Source organism: Phenylobacterium sp. (genome assembly GCF_030679875.1).
Taxonomy (GTDB): Bacteria; Pseudomonadota; Alphaproteobacteria; order Caulobacterales; family Caulobacteraceae; genus Phenylobacterium.
Genome location: NZ_JAUXSP010000029.1, coordinates 72,298 through 87,517, shown reverse-complemented (window position 1 = coordinate 87,517; position 15,220 = coordinate 72,298). Strand labels below are relative to the sequence as shown.

The window sequence follows — 15,220 nt, the reverse complement described above, 5'->3', positions numbered from 1 at the left end:
CATGACGCAGATCGTCTGTCCTGCCTGCGCGGCGGCCAACCGAATTCCGACCGAGCGGAACCCCGCCGCCGCCAAGTGCGGCCGCTGTGGGGTCGCACTGTTCCAGGGCCAGCCGACCGAGGTCGACGCCCGGGAATTGCAGGTTCATCAGCGATCCAACCAGGGGGTCGCCGTCCTGCTGGACGTGTGGGCGCCCTGGTGCGGACCCTGCCGATCCATGGCGCCGCACTTCGCCGCCGCCGCCGCACGGCTGGAGCCTCGGGTTCGCCTGCTCAAGCTCAACGCCGACGAGGCGCCCGAGGCCAGCGCCGCCCTGGGTGTTTCAGGCATACCGGCGCTCATCCTGCTGCAGGACGGTCGCGAAGTCGCCCGACGGGCCGGCGCCATGACCACAGATCAGATCACCGCCTGGGTGAACCAGGCCCTGGCTGGCGCCAGGAGCCCCAGCTCAAACAAGGAACAACCTCAATGACCCTCGACCGCGCGGTATTCGTCTTCGCCGGCCTCGTCGTCCTGGCCGGTTTGGCCCTGGCCCATTTTGTCAGCCCCTGGTGGATGCTGCTCAGCGCCTTTGCTGGCGCGAACATGATCCAGGCGGCTTTCACGGGCTTCTGCCCGGCGGCCATGGTGTTCAAGAAGCTGGGGGTTAAGCCGGGTCCGGCCTTCCGCTGAGCCGCATCAAACAGGCGAGGGCGTCCTGGCCCAGGCGACGGGTCAGCTCCCCCGCGTCGGCAGGGTGGGCGAGGGGCGCGGCCTGACCAGCCCACAGACTGGTGAAGTCCTCAGGGGTCGGGCTTTCGGCTCTCAGGGGCCCGAGGGCCGCCGCCGCCGTCGGGAAGGCCGGAGCATCCGGTGACAAGGGTCCGATCTCTCGCATGAGCCGGTTGAACAGGCCTCGGGCGGGGCGGCCTGTGAACAGATTGGTCAAGGCGGTCCCATCGTCAGTGGCGCGCGTCAGGGCCTGACGATGAAAGTCGGGGATCAGTGACTGCGGGCAGGGCAGGTAGGCCGTGCCCAGCTGCACCGCCGCAGCCCCCAGCGCGAAGGCTGCGGCGATCCCGCGCCCGTCGGCGACGCCGCCGGCTGCGATGACCGGGACCTCTACCGCATCGACCACCTGAGGCAGCAAGGCCATCAGGCCCGGTTGAGCGCTCATGTCGCGCGTCAGGAAACTCCCCCTGTGGCCGCCGGCCTCATAGCCCATGGCGATCACGGCGTCGCAGCCACGTTCGGCCAGCCAGACCGCCTCAGCGACGGTGGTCGCAGAGCTGATCACCCTTGCGCCCGTCGCCTTGACCCTGCCCAGAAGACCGGGCTCCGGCAGACCAAAGTGAAAGCTCACCACCTCTGGACTGATCGCCTCCACCGCGTCGCAATAGGCTTCGTCAAACGGCGCCCGGGAGGCGCCAGCGGTCGGGGCTAAAGGATCACGACCCAGCTCGCGATAATAGGGCGCCAGCCGCTCTCGCCACGCCGCCTGCGCGGCGGGCTCTGGTTCTGCCGGTCGGTGGCAGAAGAAGTTGAGATTCAGCGGATTCGTCGTGGCCTGGCGGTAATCGGCCCCCTGGCGCCGGACCTGGTCAGGGGTGAGCAGGGCGCAGGGCAGGGCGCCCAGCCCCCCAGCCCCGCTGACGGCCAGCGCCAGATCCAGCCCAGACGCGCCGGCCATGGGGGCTTGCAGGATGGGAAGGTCGAGGCCGAACAGGTCGAGGATGCGGCGGTCTGGCCAGGGCGACATGGGACACCTTTGCTGGAGCGTTCCTGACGTTCCACGCCGACCCTCGAGGAAAGACAGTCCTGAAAGACGACGAGAAACGGTCATCTGGGCGCCAGTGGGCGCCCGAAACGACGAGAAACGATTACAATGCCGGCCGCGCCTGACCTATAGTGCGGTCAACGGGTTTGACAGCCTTGGCTGCGCGCCCGGTTTGGCGTCGCGCAGGCCAAGGCCGCAACCCAGCGCCAGCGGCGGCCTTAGCGCCCGCATCCGCGGCTGGCGGGGCGGACATGGGGCCTGGCGCCGGCCTTTGACGGCCGCCCGGCATCCCAGCTTCGCCCGCGCGCCATGGGCGGCGCCGCGGCCTGCGCGGAGTGAAAGGAACGCTAGTCCAAGTGAGCAAAGCCGAGATCGCCCCAACCCCGTCCAGCCAGACCCCGTCTGGCAAGATGGATGTGACCCATGGCTGCTACCGCATCCTGGCCGGACCCCGCGGCGAGGTCGGCGAGGCGATCGCCTATGTGGGGATGCGCAAGCTGGATCACCTGACCGAGGATTCGGCGGATGAGGCCCTTGCGGCCATGATTGCGCGGCTGGACAAGCGTCGCGACGCCTTCATCGCCCAGCGCGACGAGCAGGGCCTGCCCAGCGCTGATGAGTACCGTGAGGCCCTGGACGCCACGCCTCTGATCATGGAGTCCCGTCTCGACACCACTTTGCACGCCCATTCCCAGCGCCCAGGCGCGCGGGCCAACGTCGGGGATCTCGCCCGGTCCTGCGGTCTGACCGAAACCGCCTTCTGGCTGGAATATGGCCGTCTTGGCCGTCGGCTCAGCGCCTTGCTGGGCATCGATCCCCCCAAGGACAAGACGGTCCGGCAGTTGGCCTCGCTCTACACCTTCGCCACCTTCGAGGCCGGCGCTCGCCCCAGCGACCTGACGATCACCCTGCGGCCGGCCTTTCTTGAGGCCCTTCAGTAGGCGAGAGCTGGCGGGCGCTCATGCTCGCGATTCCAGCGTTTGAGCGCGTTTCGACCGTAAAGCCGGGGCCGGTTTTTGCGGAACGCGCTCAGAGCGCCCGGCCCTTGTTGATCTTGTAGAAGACGCCGCCCTCGTCCTGGCCGCCCAACTCCAGCACGCCCTCAATGGTCTTCACGCCATAGTCGAAGACGACGCCCTTGTCGGTCTTGACCTCGATGAACTGCATGGGGCTCGGATTGAGGTGGAACGGGCAGTCTGGCGGATAGGCCAGCAGGACAAAGTGCGTCTGGGTCTTGCCGTTCTGCAAAGGCATCATGTAGCCCGAGACCTTCACCTTCTTGCCCTTCAACGCCAGGACGCCGGCGGGAAAGTCAGGCTTGGACAAGAGGTAGCCGCGGGCGTCGGTGCGGGTGATCTCCTTGGTGGATTCCAGCAGCGACCAGGCGACCCCGCCCGGCGGCGTGTCGGCCGGTTTCCACACGCTCTCGGTCGGCGCATCGGCGCGGCTCAGGGCGACAGCGCTGAGGGGCGCAGCCTGAAGGGCCAGGGTCAGAACCAGCAACAGCCGGACGAACATGGGGTAACTCCTTAGCGGGTGTCGGCGAGGGTCTGGGCGATATCGACGCCGAAGACCTTAAGCGCAGGGATCAGGGCCGCCAGGGCGCCCATGCTGATCGCTGCAATCACAATGGCGAGTTCTGCCGGCTCGAACCGGGCGGCGGTGAGCCCCATATCCTGCAATTGCGGGAAGCTGGCGGCTGCGGCCGCCACTACGGCGTGGCCCACAACGACCCCAAGCAGAGCGCCTGCGGCGGCCAGCAGGACACCTTCCAGAATGATGTGGCCGAATATGGCGGGCGGGCGAGCCCCCATGACCCTCAGCATGGCCATGTCGCCCTCGCGCTGGCGGAGGGCCGAATAGAGCGCCACGAAGATGGACAGGCCGCTGGTGGCCATCAGCAGCACGGCGAAGGCGCGCACCGCGTCTATGCCTACCCCAAGCAGGGACAGGAGCCGCGTCATCTCCACCGCGGGAGCGGCGGCCTGCAACTGGGTCTGCTTGTTGATGAAGGTCGGCAGGCGTACCGCGGCCATGGAGGACCGGTACTTGACCAGCAGGGCGGTGACTTCCAGCTCGCCCCCGGCGGCGTGAGCCTGGTGATCGCCCCCGGTCTCGTGCTCGTGGGCTTCGTGATCCTGACTCCCGTCGCCATCGTGATCGTGGTCATGACCGGCTTGATCATGATCGTCCTCATGATCGGCGGCGCCCGCAGCTGGCGGAGGCGTGAAGCCGTGTGCGGCCCAGATGCTGCCGACCGGCGTGATGATCAGTCGGTCAAGGACGCTGCCGGTAGGGGCGAGGACGCCCACGACTTCATAGGGGGTTTCTTCGTGGCCATGACCGTCGCCGGACAGGCCATGGGAGCCTACGAACTTCTGGCCAAGGGCCGCGCCGGTCTGGCGGGCCACCTGGGCGCCGATCACGGCTTCATAGTCCGCGGCGAAGAGGCGGCCCTGGGACAGGGTTCCGCCGAAGTGGTCGATATAGGCGCCCTCGGTTCCCACGATCCGGAAGCCGCGGAAGCTGTCGCCGAGGGCCAGGGGGATCACCTCTGCGACGGTGGGGTCGGCGCGGAGCAGATCAACGGTGGCCAGCGGGATGTTCCCTGTGGGGACGTCGACCTGATAAATGCTGGAGAGGATCAGCTGCAAGGGCGAGCCCTTGGCGCCCACCACCAGATCGATCCCCCTGGCGTCCCGCTCGAACCTCTCGGCGAGCTGGCTGGAAAACAGGACCAGGATCACCAGGGTGGCCACGCTGAGGGTGAGCAACAGGATGTTGAGCGCCGTATTGAGCGCCCGGTCCCTGAGATAGGCGAGAGACAGGCCAGCCAGGGTCATGCGCTCACCTGTGGAACCGACAGGGTGAGGGTTCGCGCGAACCGCGCCCGCAGGCGGTTGTCATGGGTGGCGATCAGCAGGGTCGCGCCGGTGGCCTCGGCGGTGGCAAGCAGCAGATCGGCCATGGCCACGGCGTTGGCGTCGTCGAGCGCCGAGGTGGGCTCATCGGCGACCACCAGGGCCGGCTCGGCGCACAGGGCGCGGGCGATGGCCGCCCTCTGCCCCTCGCCCTGGCTCAGCTCCCGGGGGCGCGCGTCGGCCCGGTGAGTCAGGCCAACCTGGGCGATCAAGCGGTCGATGATGGCGGGATCGCTGCGGCCGAGCGCCAGGGTCTGAGCCAAGGCGAGATTCTGGCGAACGCTGAGCGCGCCGATCAGGCGCAGGGTCTGGAACACGACCCCAATGGTTCGGCGCCGCAATTGGTCCCGTTGGGCCGCGGGCAGGGCGGTCATGGACGTCCCGGAGATTCGCACGTCCCCAGCCGTGGGGGTGATCAGCCCGGTGATGACATTGATAAGCGTCGTCTTGCCGCTGCCGGACGGTCCCAGCAGCAAGGTGTGCTGGCCGCGGGCGGCGGAAAAGGCTGGGGCGGCCATGACGCATCGGCCGGCGATCTCATGGCGGAGGTCGCGGACCTCGAGAAGCGGTTCTGGCGTCGTCATTTGGTCGGCGCGGGATGTCCAGATCTGTACGCAGAAGGCGCTAGCGCGAGGCGACCGCTTGGCGGCGACTGGACTGGGCGAGCTGGGCGTCGTCTGGCCCGCGCTCGACCTTGATGGCGAAGCGCGTAATCAGCGCGGCCCGGCCGGCCATGATGTCCTTTTCCCGCATGGCGTCGCGCGCGGCGGCGTCGGCGGTGCGGCGTTCGTCGGGGCTCATGTCCCGATAGCTGAAATAGGCCGACATGGGGCTGTAGTCGTTGTCATGCTGGTCGCAGGCTTGGGCCGCGCCGGCGCCAAACGCCAAGCAGGTTGCGAGCAGGACAGCCGTACGCATCATCATTCTCCCAACGGGTCAGCCCAGTGTTACAAAGAAACATTGCACTGACGACCGTTGATTGCGCCGCATTCAGGATTCCGGCGTGACTGGTTATGAAATCAGCGAAACCCGCACGCCTTGGGGGCAATCCCTGCGGATTTGCCCGCTCAAGCCCCAGACGCTGCGCTTCAGGCGCCGAGAGGAATCGAGATCCATGAGTGTGTTCGCCGAGCTCGCCTACCATGTGACGCCCCTTGGGGCGCTCAGCCTGCGACGGCGGCGGATGCTGGCGCTCGATATCGACGTGCTGGAGGTGAAGCTGGGCGAGGACTTCCTGATGTCCAGCCTGTTCACCGCCGGCGAGCGGGCCCTGGCCCATCTTGCGATAGAGGCGGCTCCCGCCGGGGAGCTTGACGTGCTGGTGGGGGGGCTTGGGCTTGGCTACACGGCCGCCGCCGCCCTGGATCACGACCGGGTTCGAAGCCTGCTGGTGATCGACGTCCTGCCGGAGGTCATCGCCTGGCACGAGGCGGGGCTGGTCGATCTTGGGCCGCGGCTCGTGGCCGACCCCCGCTGTCGTCTTCAGCAGGGGGACTTCTTCGCCATGGCCCGCAGCGGCGCGGCGCCGTCGCCGGGACGGTTCCACGTCATCGCCGTGGACATCGATCACTCCACCGAGGCCTGGCTGAACGCCGCCCATGGCGATCTCTATACAGAGGTGGGGCTCCGCAGCCTCAAGGCCTGGCTTCATCCTGAGGGGGTATTCGCCCTCTGGTCGGACGCCGCGCCAGACGATGACTTCCTCGCGCGGATGGCCTTGGTCTTCACCAGGGTCGACGCTGAGGTTGTGGCCTTCGACAACCCACTGCGGGACGCCGAGGAGTCCTGCACCATCTACCGCGGATGGGCCGATTGATCGCGCCCGACGCCTCTCAGGTCAGCGAGCTTCACCAGGAACGGCTGGATGCGGTCGCCGGGCTCCTCCTGGCGCATGGCGTGCGAACGGTCGGGGATCTCGGCTGCGGCTCCGGCGCCCTCCTGGAACGCCTGATGGCCGAAGCGCAGTTCGAGGCGATTGTGGGGGTTGAGCAGTCCCTGCCGGCCCTTGAGCGGCTGCGCAGTCGGTTGGGCTCGTCTGACAATGGCGGTCGTCTGCGCCTCGTGCATGGCTCCTTCGCCGAGCCGCATCCGCATTGGAACCGGCTGGACGCCCTGGTCATGATGGAGACCATTGAGCACGTCGATCCTGACCGGCTGTCACAGGTGGAGCGGGCTCTGTTCGTCCACGCCCGCCCAGGGCTGGTCCTGATCACCACGCCCAATGCCGAGGCCAATGATCTGCTCGGCGTTCCGCGGGGGCGGTTCCGCCATCCCGACCACCGCTTTGAGTGGCCCCGCGCGCGGTTTGGCGCCTGGGCCACCGGGGTTGGGGCGCGACACGGCTATGCTGTGACCCTCGGTGAGATCGGCTGGAGCCATCCCCGTTTCGGCGCCGCCACCCAGACGGCGTGCTTCACCCGCATCAAGGCCTGAATCCCAAAGACCGCAGGGCCGCTCGCCGCCCGCAAGGGCCGACGGGCGGAGGGAATCGGTTTGCACGCCGGGCGCCTGCCGTTATGACGAATCGATCTGGGGCCTTGGCTGTTCCGCTGGGGGCGGGGGCGATCCTCCTGATCAGCATGCGCCCGCGGCTGAGTTGCGGGGTTTCGAAACAACCAAGGAGGCGGTGTGAACCATCCAGTCGCGCCGGACATCGCAGAGCATGGCCGAGAGGCCCCGCGTCCGGGTCCGGCGCCAGGCCTGTCCCTGGTCATCGCCGTCCTCAACGAGGCGGAGAATGTCGCCGCCGTCACCGCCGACTGCCGGAGCCAACTCGCCGGCATTGGCCCCTTCGAGATCATTTTTGTCGATGATGGCTCCACCGACGACACGGCGCGGGTGATCCTCGGTCTCGCCGCCCAGCATCCGGAAATCCGGCTGGTGTCTCACGACCGCTGCTGCGGGAAGTCCCAGGCGGTGCGCACCGGCGTCATGGCCGCCAGAGCGCCCTGGGTGGGCACTCTGGACGGGGATGGCCAGAATACGCCGGGCGATCTGGGCGATATGCTGGCCCTGGCCCTGGCGGCTGAAGGGCGCCGGCCCCTGGTCGCGGGCGTCAGGGTGCGACGGGACGATCCCTGGCCGCGTCTGGTGGCCACGCGGCTGGCCAATGGCTTCCGCGCCCGGGTCCTCAATGACCATTGCCCCGACACCGGCTGCGGCGTGAAGCTCTTCGCCCGGGAGGACTTTCTGAAGCTGCCCTGTTTCGAGGGCATGCATCGCTTCCTGCCGGCGCTCTTTCAGTCCTATGGCCATCCGTTGATCAACCACCCGGTCACCCATCACGCGCGGCTGCACGGCGTTTCGAAATACACCAATCTTGGTCGCGCCCTGGTGGGCGTCGGCGACCTTCTGGGGGTCATCTGGCTCAAGAGCCGCATCCGCGCCCCGGACGTCTCGGAAACCCGCCCGTGACGCTGCTGGGCGATGATCGGCTGAGCCTCAAGGGGGCGCTGCTGCTTCTGGCGGCGGCCCTGGTGATACTGGCGCCGGGCCTCACCAGCCTGCCGCCGGTGGACCGCGATGAGTCGCGCTATGCGGTGGCCACCACCCAGATGCTGGCCACGGGGGATTTCGTCGACATCCGGTTCCAGGATCAGCCCCGCTATCTTCAGCCGGCCGGCGTCTATTGGCTGCAAGCCCTCAGCGCAGCGACCTTCACGGATCCTGAGTCCCGGCAGATCTGGGCTTACCGACTGCCCTCCCTGACCGCGGCCATCGCAGCGGTGCTGGTGACCGGCCTGATGACCAGCCTGTGGTTCGGTTCCTGGGCGGGTCTGCTGGCGGGCCTTCTGCTGGCCTCGTGCATGTCCCTGGGCTTCGAGGCGCGGATCGCCAAGACAGACGCCGCACTCCTGGCGGCCGTGACCATCGCCCAGTTCGCCTTCATGAGGGTCTATACCGGCACGGCGCGCAGCCGTTGGCCGGTCCTGATCTTCTGGGTCGCCCTGGGTGTGGGCGGCATGTTCAAAGGTCCGATCATCCTGCTGGTGGTGGGCCTGGCCGCCCTGGCCCTGGCCGCCTGGGACCGGAGTCTTGCGCGCCTTGCGCCTCTCCAGCCCCTCTGGGGCCTGCCCCTGGCGCTGCTGATCGCCGCCCCCTGGTATGTGGCGATTGGCCTGGCGACGGACGGGGACTTCTTCCGCGTCGCGATCGGCGACAACCTGCTCCACAAGGTGGGGACCGGCCAGCAGTCCCATGGGGGCCCCGTCGGCTATCACCTCATGGGCTTCGCCCTGACCTTCTGGCCCGGCGCCCTCCTGGCGGCCCTGGCGGTTCCCTTCGCCTGGCGGGAGCGCGCGCGGCCGGAGATTCGTTTCCTGATCTGCTGGATCGTCCCGGCCTGGCTGGTGTTCGAGTTCGTCTCCACCAAGCTGCCCCACTATGTTCTGCCAGTCTTTCCGGCCATCGCCGCTCTTACGGCGGCGGCGGTCACCGCGCCGCGACGATCGGCGGCCCGCTGGCGGAAGGCGGCGTTTGGTCTGGTGTTCCTTCTTTGGCTCGCCGTCAGTCTGGTCGTCAGTCTGCTCGCCCCAGTCGGGTTCTGGATCTATGAGTCGCGGCTGGACCTGATCGCCATCCTGCTCGCCGCCAGCGCGCTCGGGGCGGTCGGGGTGATGACGTGGCGCGTGTGGGCAGGACGACCTGACCAGGCCGTGCTGGCCGCCGCCGCCGCCGCAGCCCTCGTTTCCCTCAACACCTACGGTCTTGGCCTGCCGCGGCTGGAGGCCCTGTGGCTCAGCCCGCAGATCGCCCATGCCGCTCGGGCGGCCGCCCCGGCCTGCGCTCAGCCCCGGATCATCAGCGCGCCCTATCATGAACCCAGTCTGGTCTTTCTCAACGGCCCGCAGCGGACCCACCTGGCCGCGAACGGCGAGGCGGCCGCACTGGCCCTGGCCGAAACCCCCGCCTGTGGCGTCGCGGTGGTTGGGGCGGCGCAGCGTCCGGCCTTCCTGAGCGCGATGGCGGGCCTGGGTCTGGCGGTCAGGCCCGCGGGCCAGGTCACAGGCCAGAACTATTCAGATGGCGAGGATCTGGACCTGACCCTGTTCGTGCCGGGGGCGACCGCTCCAGGGCCCACACTTGCCCCCTGACGCCTCGCCCGAGGGGCCTCCGGAGCCGCCCCGACCCAAGGGTCGCCGTGCCGCGATGGTGGCCGTCGGCGTCCTGTCGGCGGTGACCCTGCTGGGGTTCGCCGCCCCCTTGCTGCCCTTGGGGGACGCCGAGGCCCTGGCGCGGACGGTGGAATCCCTGGGGGAAGGACCCCAGGCGCCGATCCTGGGCGTCCTGACCTTCGCCGCGCTCGCCAGCCTCGGCGCGCCGCAGTTCGTTCTGATCACCGCCCTGGTGCTGGTGTTCGGGCCGTGGGCTGGATTCGCCTACAGCTGGATCGGCAAGATGATCGCCTGCAGCCTCGGCTTCCTGGTGGGCCGCAGATTTGGCGCCCGCCTCTTGCTGCAGCATCAGTCCCGCTCGATCGCCGCCCTGATGATGGGCCTGGCCAAGCGGGGCTTCTGGGTCAGCGCCGGCATCCGCCTGGCGCCGACCGTCCCTTCGGTGATGGTCAATATCGCCGCCGGAGCGACGCCTATGGGCTACTGGCCCTTCATCGCCGGGGCGGGGCTCGGAAGCCTGCCGAAGATGGCGCTGATGGTGTTCGGGGGCGCGGCGGCCATCGAGGCTCTGCGGACCGGGGACGCCGCCGCCTGGGGGGCGGTCGCCGTGGCCCTGTTGCTCGCCGGCGCCATGTTCCTGGCCGTCCACGCCTGGCGCAAGCGGCTGGCGCCCTGAGGGGACAGGCTTTGCATCTGGCGATGCGAGCCCCTAGATTCTCTCCATGAGCGTCGCCTTCACCCGAGAGGAAGACTACGAGTCGCAGGCTGCCGACCTGCCGGACCGTCCTGTCTCCCCACATCCGAATCTGGTCACGGCCAGTGGTCTTGCCGCCATCGAACAGGAACTGGCCCAGGCGCGCGCCGCCTATGGGGCCGCCCAGCAGCAGGGCGGGGTCAGCGTCGATCGCACCGCCATGGCCCGGGCCACCCGCGATCTGCGCTACTGGTCAGTACGTCGGGGCACGGCGCAACTGACCGAGCCGGCGCCCGAGGCTGACAAGGTCCAGTTTGGCCGGACGGTGGAAATCGCGCGCGCGGACGGGCGTCGCCAGACCTTCCGGATCGTCGGCGAGGACGAGGCCCAGCCGGGGCAGGGGAGCATCTCATATGTCTCGCCTATCGCCCGCGCGCTTTTGGGCAAGACTGTCGGTGAGGTGGTCCTGGTGAACGGCGGCGAGGTCGAACTGTTGGGGGTTGGTTGAACCTCAGCTCAGTCCAGGAAGGGCCTGTCGCATGAGGGGCTTGGGTGCTAACGCTCGAGCTTGATCAACACAGAGTGACACCGATGAAGACCTTTGCCGCCGGCCTAACGGCCCTGTTTGTTCTGGCCGCCGCCCCGGCCATGGCCGGGGATCAGGATTTCACCCTGACCAACGCCACGGGCTATACGATCGAGCAGGTCTATGTTGCCCCCAGCCGGTCTGACGACTGGGAAGAAGACGTTATGGGCGCCGATGTGCTCAGCGACGGCGAAGAGGTCGATATCGTGTTTGACGCCGCCGAGGGGGCCTGCAGCTTCGATCTCAAGGTCATCTATGACGATGGCGAAGAAGCCGTCTGGTCACGTCTGGATCTCTGCACCATCTCCAGCGTGGCGATCTACTACAACCGCGCCACGGGTCGGACCTGGGCCGAAACCGAGTAGTCACACGCGGAAAGACCCCTGCGCCGGCGGCGCCGGGGTCTTTCCGCCTCAGGCCTTGCGCACGAATTCGGCGCGCAGCACCAGGCCCTTGATCCCTTCATAGCGACAGTCGATCTCCTGATCATCGCCGGTCAGGCGGATCGACTTGATCACCGTGCCGCGCTTCAGTGTCTGGCCGGCGCCCTTGACCTTCAGGTCCTTGACCAGGGTCACGCTGTCGCCGTCGGCCAGCAGGGTCCCCATGGCGTCACGGACCTCAACCTGGTTGGCCTTGGCCGCATTGGCGGCTGCTTCGGTGGCGCTCACCCATTCGCCGGTTGTCTCGTCATAGACGAAGTCATCGCCCTGCGCGCTCATGCGTCTCCCCCTGTCGCTCAAGCCGCCCCTTTAACTGATCACGGCCCCCCGCCTCAGGGAAATCTCCCCGCCCCACCCGACTTGCAATGATATAACATAGCAATCTAGATAGGCCTGCTCGTGGTGGAGACGGACGATGGCGACGAAGCGGGACGGTAAGGCAGGCGTGGCGCATCTTGACCCCTGCGAGGCCCGGCGACTGATCGAGGCGGCCGAGCAAGAAGATCTTGCGCGGGCGCGGCATGTCATCAATGGAGCGCTCGAAGAGGCGGGGCGTCAGTGGATTCCTCTTGGCGCCACGGCCATGGCTCTGGCATTCGCCCTGGGAGAGCTGACGAACCGGGCCGGGAGCGCCGCGGGGCTGGCCGACGCCCTGGATCGGGCGGCCGCCCAGCTTCGCGCCAGTCCCGGTGACGGCGGCCTTCATTGATTGATTGAAAAAATATTCGGGGAGATTCCATGCTTGCCAATCAGACCTTTCAGATCCGCCCCCTACCGACCCTCGTCTTCGGCGTGGATTCCAGTCTCGAGCTTGCCGCCCAGGTGAAGGCGCTGGGCCGGAGCTCGGCCCTGATCGTCACCGACAAGGGCCTGATGGCCAGTGGCGCGGCGACCGCCCTGCTGGAGAAGCTGGCGGCCGACGGGGTCCAGGTTGAGGTGTTCGACGGAGTCGCCGCCAATCCCACCGACGAGAATGTCGAAGCCGGCGCCCTGCGGCTTCGCGTCCTCGGCGACGCCGTGGTCGTGGCCCTGGGCGGCGGCTCGTCCATGGACTGCGGCAAGGCCATCGCGCTCTTGGCCACCAATGGGGACAAGGTCACCGACCTGCAGACCCGTGGCCGCAAGGAGCCGGGCGTGCCTGTGATCGCCGTGGCGACCACGGCGGGCACCGGATCGGAAACCAATTCGGCCTGCGTGATCACCAACACAGCCCTTGGCCGCAAGACCTATGTCATGCATCCGAGCATCGTGCCGGTGGTGTCGATCCTGGATCCGAAGCTGACCCTGGGCCTTCCGAAATATCCCACCGCCACCTGCGGCTTTGACGTGCTGACCCACGCCATCGAGGCCTTCACCTCGGCCCGCACCACGCCCTATTCAGACGCCGTCGCTCTGGGTGCCATCCAGCTGGTCGCCCAATATGTGCGCACCGCGGTTGAGGACGGATCGAACCTGGAGGCCAGGTCCCAGATGCTGATGGCCTCCAGCATGGCGGCCATCGCCTTCAATGTGTCCGGACTGGGCGCGGCGCATGGAACCGGCCACGCCCTGTCAGCCCGTCTCAACGCCGCCCACGGCCAGACCCTGGCGACCATGCTGCCCCATGTCATGGCCTACAATCTTGAGGTCTGTGCGGCCAAGTACGCCCAGGTGGCCGAGGCCATGGGGGTGGCGACGCCGGGGGCTTCGACGGAAGACCAGGCTCGCGCCGCCATCGCCGCCGTGGTCGCCCTGCGCGACGACATCGGCATCACCCGTTCGATCCGTGATCTCGGCGGTACGGATGAGCTCTTGGCGCTGCTGGTGGGTGACGCCATGGCCGATGGGGTCAATCTCAGCAATGCCCGTCCCGTCGACGCCCAGGCCATCGAAGCGCTGTATCGCGCCGCCTGGTAGACGCCTCAGGGCCGCCGTGGCCTTACGGCTGCGGCGGCCAGGTTGGCGATTTCACGCAGCCGCATCCGGTAGTCGGCCAACTCCAGGGGGCCATCTGGTCCTTGCTTGGCTCCGCGGGTGGCGGCGAGCAGGGTGTTCACCACCGCCTGGTCGCCCAGCCCCGCACCCTGCAGATCAATCTCCCCAGCGGCTTCAGCGGCGCGAAACACCCTGAGCAGCCGCTCGGCATAGGCCGCGTCGGCCGCGCGCCCCAGGTCCGCGCCGACTCGCGTCCGGGTGGCGTCCAGTTCCAGCAGGTGCGCCGACCGGGCGTAGCGCTCATGGGCCTTGCCGCATTGCGCGTCGAGCAGCAGATAGAGGCGCTCGGCGAAGGGCAGGTCGGCGGCCTCTGCGTGGTCACAGCTGCAGCTCAGCTCGGCCAGGGTGCGGGCGTGCATGGCCCGGAACACCGCCTCCTTGCCGTCGAAATAGAGATAGAGGGTGCCCTTGGCCACGCCGGCGGCCCGGGCGATGTCGTCCATGGCGGTCCGACGGAAGCCGAAGGCGGCGAACAGTTCCTGGGCCGCGTCCAATATGGCGATGGTCTTGCCGCGCGCCTCGGCGGCGTCACGCGCCTCGGGGGTGGGGTCGGACATGAGTCCTCTTTGGCGCAAGCCTCGATTGACAGCAAGCCGATTGCTGCACCAAATGACCGTATAGACTCATTCGGTCATTTTTCCGGCTCTGCAGGCTGCCGACGCCTCAACGCCGCCCTGCGCAAGGACCAAGCCCGTGCCCGTCACCCGCCAGATCCATCTCGTTCGCCGTCCGCAAGGCGTGCCCACCCTTGAGGACTTCGCCCTGGTCGAGGCGCCGGTGGCCGACGCCGGCGATGGCCAGGTTCAGATTGAAGCGCTGATGATGTCGGTGGACCCCTATATGCGGCCGCGCCTGGACGTCGATCAGCCGCTCGGGGCGCCGCTGCTGGGCGGGGGCATCGGGCGTGTGGCGCAGTCGCGCCATGACCGCTTCAAAGAGGGCGACCTGGTCCGGCACGGCGCCGGCTTTCAGGAGCGCTTCGTCTCCGACGGCAAGGGCCTGGCGGTGCTCAAGCGCGATCCGAGCCTGCCGCTCAGCGTCTATATGCATGCGCTCGGCGCCACCGGCCTGACGGCCTATGGCGGACTGCTGGAGACCGGCGCGCTCAAGGACGGCGAGCAGGTGTTCATCTCGACAGCCGCCGGCGCGGTCGGATCGGTCGCCGCGCAGATCGCCAAGATCAAGGGGGGCTATGTGGTGGGATCAACGGGATCCGACGACAAGGCCGCCTGGCTGCGCGACGAGGTCGGCCTGGACGCGGTGATCAACTACAAGACCCAACCCCTGGCCGAGGCCCTCGCTGCGGCTACGCCCAAGGGGATCGACGTCTATTTCGAGAATGTGGGTGGCGCACACCTGGACGCCGCCTTGCCGCGGATGAACGTCCGTGGCCGCATCCCGGTCTGTGGCATGATCTCCACCTACAATGGGGGCGGCGAGGGGGTGAAGAACCTGTTCAGCCTCATCTACGGCCGTATCCGCATGGAGGGCTTCGTCGCCAGCGACTTCGCCCATCTCAACGCCGCCTTCCTCGCCGATATGAGCGGCTGGCTGAAGGACGGCCGGGTGAAGTATCAGGAGACCATCCTGGATGGCTTCGAGCGGGCGCCCGAAGGCCTGATCGGCCTGTTCTCCGGCGCCAACAACGGCAAGATGCTGATCCATATCGCCGACTGAGGCCGCCATCAGGCGGCTCATCATCCAGATTCGATAACATTCTGAAATTCTTGGG

Annotated in this window: 20 protein-coding genes; 13 read left to right on the top strand and 7 right to left on the bottom strand. The window is 68.0% G+C overall.

Going from position 1 to position 15,220, the window contains the following annotated elements:
- Position 1: 1 nt before the first annotated feature.
- Both Q8K84_RS16435 and Q8K84_RS16430 read left to right on the top strand, forming a co-directional pair.
- On the top strand, positions 2-472 hold the full coding sequence (locus Q8K84_RS16435) for a thioredoxin domain-containing protein (RefSeq protein WP_305283805.1): 471 nt from the start codon (positions 2-4) through the stop codon (positions 470-472).
- The gene (locus Q8K84_RS16430; protein WP_305283804.1) at positions 469-672 is read left to right on the top strand and encodes a DUF2892 domain-containing protein; all 204 of its coding nucleotides are present in this window, start codon (positions 469-471) and stop codon (positions 670-672) included. The genes Q8K84_RS16435 and Q8K84_RS16430 overlap by 4 nt, the downstream gene beginning before the upstream one ends.
- On the opposite strand, the gene Q8K84_RS16425 is transcribed toward Q8K84_RS16430, so the two are convergent.
- On the bottom strand, positions 647-1,738 hold the full coding sequence (locus tag Q8K84_RS16425) for a nitronate monooxygenase family protein (RefSeq protein ID WP_305283802.1): 1,092 nt from the start codon (positions 1,736-1,738) through the stop codon (positions 647-649). The genes Q8K84_RS16430 and Q8K84_RS16425 overlap by 26 nt on opposite strands.
- Positions 1,739-2,112: 374 nt before the next feature.
- On the opposite strand from Q8K84_RS16425, the gene Q8K84_RS16420 reads away from it, so the two are divergent.
- On the top strand, positions 2,113-2,697 hold the full coding sequence (locus Q8K84_RS16420) for a hypothetical protein (RefSeq protein WP_305283801.1): 585 nt from the start codon (positions 2,113-2,115) through the stop codon (positions 2,695-2,697).
- Between the two features lie 88 nt (positions 2,698-2,785).
- Here the strand turns inward: Q8K84_RS16420 and Q8K84_RS16415 are convergent, their stop codons facing one another.
- The 4 genes from Q8K84_RS16415 to Q8K84_RS16400 are packed head-to-tail and all read right to left on the bottom strand — an operon-like array spanning position 2,786 to position 5,595.
- Complete coding sequence (locus tag Q8K84_RS16415) at positions 2,786-3,274, bottom strand: DUF3299 domain-containing protein (RefSeq protein WP_305283799.1); 489 nt, start codon at positions 3,272-3,274, stop codon at positions 2,786-2,788.
- Positions 3,275-3,285: 11 nt separating this feature from the next.
- The gene (locus tag Q8K84_RS16410; protein ID WP_305283798.1) at positions 3,286-4,599 is read right to left on the bottom strand and encodes an ABC transporter permease; all 1,314 of its coding nucleotides are present in this window, start codon (positions 4,597-4,599) and stop codon (positions 3,286-3,288) included.
- Entirely contained in the window at positions 4,596-5,261 is a 666-nt protein-coding gene (locus Q8K84_RS16405) for an ABC transporter ATP-binding protein (protein ID WP_305283797.1), read from the bottom strand. The genes Q8K84_RS16410 and Q8K84_RS16405 overlap by 4 nt, the downstream gene beginning before the upstream one ends.
- Positions 5,262-5,301: 40 nt before the next feature.
- On the bottom strand, positions 5,302-5,595 hold the full coding sequence (locus tag Q8K84_RS16400; RefSeq protein WP_305283796.1) for a hypothetical protein: 294 nt from the start codon (positions 5,593-5,595) through the stop codon (positions 5,302-5,304).
- A 196-nt stretch (positions 5,596-5,791) separates the two neighbouring features.
- Between Q8K84_RS16400 and Q8K84_RS16395 the strand changes: the two genes are divergently transcribed.
- The 7 genes from Q8K84_RS16395 (at position 5,792) to Q8K84_RS16365 (ending at position 11,436) form a co-directional block, all read left to right on the top strand.
- A complete protein-coding gene (locus Q8K84_RS16395) occupies positions 5,792-6,493 on the top strand; it encodes a hypothetical protein (protein WP_305283795.1) in 702 nt (233 codons plus the stop codon).
- Positions 6,490-7,110, top strand: coding sequence for a methyltransferase domain-containing protein (locus Q8K84_RS16390; RefSeq protein WP_305283794.1), 621 nt, complete (start codon positions 6,490-6,492; stop codon positions 7,108-7,110). The genes Q8K84_RS16395 and Q8K84_RS16390 overlap by 4 nt, the downstream gene beginning before the upstream one ends.
- 195 nt (positions 7,111-7,305) lie before the next feature.
- Positions 7,306-8,091: a glycosyltransferase gene (locus Q8K84_RS16385; protein WP_305283793.1), complete on the top strand. Its 786-nt coding sequence runs from the start codon at positions 7,306-7,308 to the stop codon at positions 8,089-8,091.
- Positions 8,088-9,770 (top strand): glycosyltransferase family 39 protein, encoded by a 1,683-nt coding sequence (locus tag Q8K84_RS16380; protein WP_305283792.1) that lies wholly within the window; start codon positions 8,088-8,090, stop codon positions 9,768-9,770. The genes Q8K84_RS16385 and Q8K84_RS16380 overlap by 4 nt, the downstream gene beginning before the upstream one ends.
- Positions 9,771-9,825: 55 nt before the next feature.
- On the top strand, positions 9,826-10,467 hold the full coding sequence (locus tag Q8K84_RS16375; RefSeq protein WP_305283791.1) for a TVP38/TMEM64 family protein: 642 nt from the start codon (positions 9,826-9,828) through the stop codon (positions 10,465-10,467).
- Between the two features lie 46 nt (positions 10,468-10,513).
- Entirely contained in the window at positions 10,514-10,993 is a 480-nt protein-coding gene (greA, locus tag Q8K84_RS16370; protein ID WP_305283790.1) for a transcription elongation factor GreA, read from the top strand.
- 83 nt (positions 10,994-11,076) lie between these two features.
- Positions 11,077-11,436 carry an argininosuccinate lyase gene (locus Q8K84_RS16365; protein WP_305283789.1) on the top strand — a complete coding sequence of 120 codons (360 nt, stop codon included), beginning with the start codon at positions 11,077-11,079 and terminating at the stop codon, positions 11,434-11,436.
- A gap of 48 nt (positions 11,437-11,484) precedes the next feature.
- Here Q8K84_RS16365 and Q8K84_RS16360 read toward each other — a convergent pair whose 3' ends face one another.
- Positions 11,485-11,679 carry an alkylphosphonate utilization protein gene (locus Q8K84_RS16360; RefSeq protein WP_305283915.1) on the bottom strand — a complete coding sequence of 65 codons (195 nt, stop codon included), beginning with the start codon at positions 11,677-11,679 and terminating at the stop codon, positions 11,485-11,487.
- 250 nt (positions 11,680-11,929) lie between these two features.
- Between Q8K84_RS16360 and Q8K84_RS16355 the strand changes: the two genes are divergently transcribed.
- Both Q8K84_RS16355 and Q8K84_RS16350 read left to right on the top strand, forming a co-directional pair.
- Positions 11,930-12,223 (top strand): hypothetical protein, encoded by a 294-nt coding sequence (locus tag Q8K84_RS16355; RefSeq protein WP_305283788.1) that lies wholly within the window; start codon positions 11,930-11,932, stop codon positions 12,221-12,223.
- 29 nt (positions 12,224-12,252) lie between these two features.
- On the top strand, positions 12,253-13,410 hold the full coding sequence (locus Q8K84_RS16350; protein WP_305283787.1) for an iron-containing alcohol dehydrogenase family protein: 1,158 nt from the start codon (positions 12,253-12,255) through the stop codon (positions 13,408-13,410).
- A gap of 5 nt (positions 13,411-13,415) precedes the next feature.
- Here Q8K84_RS16350 and Q8K84_RS16345 read toward each other — a convergent pair whose 3' ends face one another.
- Positions 13,416-14,045 carry a TetR/AcrR family transcriptional regulator gene (locus Q8K84_RS16345; protein ID WP_305283786.1) on the bottom strand — a complete coding sequence of 210 codons (630 nt, stop codon included), beginning with the start codon at positions 14,043-14,045 and terminating at the stop codon, positions 13,416-13,418.
- Positions 14,046-14,181: 136 nt separating this feature from the next.
- Between Q8K84_RS16345 and Q8K84_RS16340 the strand changes: the two genes are divergently transcribed.
- Positions 14,182-15,165 carry an NADP-dependent oxidoreductase gene (locus Q8K84_RS16340; protein ID WP_305283785.1) on the top strand — a complete coding sequence of 328 codons (984 nt, stop codon included), beginning with the start codon at positions 14,182-14,184 and terminating at the stop codon, positions 15,163-15,165.
- The last annotated feature ends 55 nt before the right edge of the window (positions 15,166-15,220 follow it).